General features: G+C 69.0%; 4 protein-coding genes. 2 read left to right on the top strand and 2 right to left on the bottom strand.

Features of this window, described 5'->3' with window-relative positions; all coding sequences use genetic code 11:
* Window positions 1-243 precede the first annotated feature (243 nt).
* Window positions 244-489, top strand: coding sequence for a hypothetical protein (locus tag ACWEJX_RS37675; RefSeq protein WP_451611914.1), 246 nt, complete (start codon window positions 244-246; stop codon window positions 487-489).
* 491 nt (window positions 490-980) lie between these two features.
* Here the strand turns inward: ACWEJX_RS37675 and ACWEJX_RS37670 are convergent, their stop codons facing one another.
* On the bottom strand, window positions 981-1,628 hold the full coding sequence (locus ACWEJX_RS37670) for a peroxiredoxin-like family protein (RefSeq protein ID WP_451611913.1): 648 nt from the start codon (window positions 1,626-1,628) through the stop codon (window positions 981-983).
* A 120-nt stretch (window positions 1,629-1,748) separates the two neighbouring features.
* On the bottom strand, window positions 1,749-1,895 hold the full coding sequence (locus ACWEJX_RS37665; RefSeq protein ID WP_451611912.1) for a hypothetical protein: 147 nt from the start codon (window positions 1,893-1,895) through the stop codon (window positions 1,749-1,751).
* Window positions 1,896-2,043: 148 nt separating this feature from the next.
* Here ACWEJX_RS37665 and ACWEJX_RS37660 point away from each other — a divergent pair, with 148 nt between their 5' ends.
* On the top strand, window positions 2,044-2,643 hold the full coding sequence (locus ACWEJX_RS37660; RefSeq protein WP_451611911.1) for a TetR/AcrR family transcriptional regulator: 600 nt from the start codon (window positions 2,044-2,046) through the stop codon (window positions 2,641-2,643).
* The last annotated feature ends 255 nt before the right edge of the window (window positions 2,644-2,898 follow it).

The raw sequence follows: 2,898 nt of genomic DNA, 5'->3' as shown, positions 1-2,898 counted from the left end.
TGAGTTCCTAGACAGCTCCCACCACACCGGAGGTCTTCGCCATGTTCAAGACCAGACCAGTGTCAACAACGCTCGTGATCAATACACCTAGGCGGCGGTGTATAGCCGCGCGATCGCGCCAACGCTCTCAACGACGTCGCCGACTCCGCAGCCGGCGTCGGCGGATCCGTCCTCTCCCCCGACCTGATCAGCCTGGCCAAGAACTCCACGCCCGGCGCTATCGCCTGTCTTCTCTCGGGGACCTTGCTTCTGTTCGTACGCAAGGCGTTCCAGGAACAGCGGCCAGCCGACGAACAGCGCTTCGTGATGGCCGACATCAAGGAAGGGCCGCTCAATCTGACCACCATCGTCCTGGCCACCGAGGGCCTCGACATCAACGCCGGGCTGATCGGCCTCATCCTCGACGCAGTCCGTCTCGGCACCCCTGATTGTGATCTGCCTGGGCAGCGTCGCGACGTGGCGGCGGAAGCTGAGGCCAGAAGCGGGTAAGGCCGCCTCACTCGAGGATGCTTGAGCGGCCGGGAAGTATGTTCGCGAGTGACGGTCACGCACCGCACCCACCGATTGGAAGGATGTACACCGCTGCGGCCTTGAGCCGCAGCCTCCCATGTTCGGAACATAAGGCCAGCCGCTACCCCGACGCAGTAGGCCGGGTATCGAAAGCGCGGACAGGCCGAGCGGGGTGATGCCCCGGTATGGCCTGTCTAGCCCGGTTTCTGCGGGAGGCGTACGCCTTGTCAGTCCGCACGCGATCGGCGCGGACGCGTGGCCGGCCCGGCCCGATGCGGTGCAGACGAACCTTCGCCAGCACCGGCTCGAACTGTGGCGCAGGACCGGAGGGTGCAGATCAACCGCGGCATCCAAGACCTGATCCCTCAGCCACTTGGCAGGTGCTGCAACCTGCCCTCACCATCGGCCGACGCTGCCCGCTCCAGTGAGCCGGGAGCGGCACCCGGCTCACTGGAGCGCCGCCGGAATGGTCAGGCGAGGGCGTCGAGTGCGGCCAGGATGTCGGCCGGTTCTGCGCGGGTGGTGTAGTCCGTGTTGGCGAAGGCCCAGCGGATGGTTCCGTCGCGGTCGATGACGTACGTGGCGGGCAGCGGCAGCGTGCGCGGGTGGCCCGCGTTGACGCGCTGGAGGTCGAAGCCGAGCTTGTCGTAGACGGCGGCGAGGTCGTCGGGCAGGTCGAAGGCGAGGCCGTACTGCTTGGCCGTGTCGGACCCGATGTCGCTCAGGACGTCGAAGGCGAGGTCGTGCTTCTCGGTGAGGCTCAGCGACTCGTCGGGGATCTGCGGGGAGACGGCCACCAGGCGGGCACCGCGAGCGGTGATGTCCGCGTGGTGTTCCTGGAGCGAGCGCAGCGCGATGTTGCAGTACGGGCACCAGGCGCCACGGTAGAAGGTGAGGACCACGGGGCCGTCGGCGAGCAGGGCGTCGAGGGAGAGGGAGTCGCCGGTCGCGGTGGGGAGCGTGAAGCGCGGGGCCGGCGCCCCGACCGGCAGCGCGCGGTCGGCCTGTCCTGAGGCGGCGAGTTCCTCGCCGGCCCGGTTCATGATCGCCCGTACCTCGGCGGGGATCTGCTGCTGACGGGCCTCGTAGAAGCTGCGCAGCTCGGCGTTGAGGGACATGGGCGGGATTCCTCCAGGGCCGTGGTGGGTCGGATCACGTACCCACAACTTGGAATGGTCGTTTCAAGATAGCGGCGCGCAAGGGCACGCGCCAGCGGTGCGGCGGCGGTTGGGGAGATTTCAGAGCACGGTGAAGTGGTGGTGGTCGGCGAGCGCGAGGGCTCGGATGAACGCGCCGGCGCGGACCGCTTGGCGGGCGACGAGACGGAGGATGGAGGGGCGGTTCGATCCGTAGGCGGTGACCCACAGTTTCGGTATCCGGTTCATGCGGCACAGGGTGGGCGTGGACGCATGCCCGCGGAGCGATCCTGGATGAACGTGGACGGCGATGGCACGCATGGCTTCCTCGGGCCTATGCGCGGCGGCCGGGCGCCCGCTATCTTGGAATCCCTAGTTCAAGATAGCGTGGTGAACCATGCCCGACATCAAGCATTTCGATCCGGACGCGGCCCTGGAGACCGTCGTACGGCTCTTCTGGCGGCAGGGCGTGGCCTCGACCGGGATCCAGGACGTCGTGACCGCGACCGGGGTCAACCGCTCCAGCCTCTACTCGACCTTCGGCGACAAGCAGGCCCTCTACAGGGCTGCCTTGCGCCGCTATCTCGAGCACCGCTCCCAGCCGGTCTTCCAGCGCCTGGCCGAGGATGCCAGGGGCCTGCCGGCCATCGCGGAGTTCTTCGAGGGGCTCATCACGGCCCGCTGCTCGGGTGAGTACGCCCGCTGGGGCTGCATGGTCTCCAACGCCCACGCGGGAAACGAGAACGGCGACCCTGAGGTCCGGGCGCTCCTGGACCGTCACCACCAGGAGCTGCGCGACGCCATGTACGCGGCGCTGGTGACCGCCGAAGAGCGAGGCCAACTCGCCGCCGGAATCGACCCCGGAGCCTCCGCCGACCTGCTGGCCCTGCTCGCGTACGGGGTGAACCTGCGCTCGCGGGCAGGAGCCGACGCGCGCGCCCTCACGGACACGGTCAAGGCGGCGCTGGGGCCGATCAGCGCTCCGGCGGCCGCCTGACGTTCCCCGCACCAGCGCGCGCCGGGCCGGCCTGGGGAGCTCCCCCGGCCGGCCCGGCGCCTGCATGCGTCACTCAGTCCGTCCCGCTCACACCGCCGGCACTTCCTTTCGGACGCCCGCTTCGACGGCGTTGCTCGCGGCGGCCGTGTAGTCCTCCGGGGAGGTCTCGTCGACGCCGTCGGGGGTGCCGACGGAGCGCAGGACCAGGGTGAGGACGACGGTGACGAGGACGTTGAGGACGAAGGCGGTGAGGCC

Source organism: Streptomyces sp. NPDC004788, from assembly GCF_053601115.1.
The sequence above is the reverse complement of the archived record's forward strand: the minus strand, read 5'-3'. Positions and strand labels throughout refer to the sequence as shown.

Excerpts from the sequence above, each read along its gene's own strand:
- ACWEJX_RS37660 (WP_451611911.1), top strand. The coding sequence starts at position 2,044 with ATGCCCGACATCAAGCATTTCGATCCGGACGCGGCCCTGGAGACCGTC.
- ACWEJX_RS37670 (WP_451611913.1), bottom strand. The coding sequence starts at position 1,628 with ATGTCCCTCAACGCCGAGCTGCGCAGCTTCTACGAGGCCCGTCAGCAG.
- ACWEJX_RS37665 (WP_451611912.1), bottom strand. The coding sequence starts at position 1,895 with ATGAACCGGATACCGAAACTGTGGGTCACCGCCTACGGATCGAACCGC.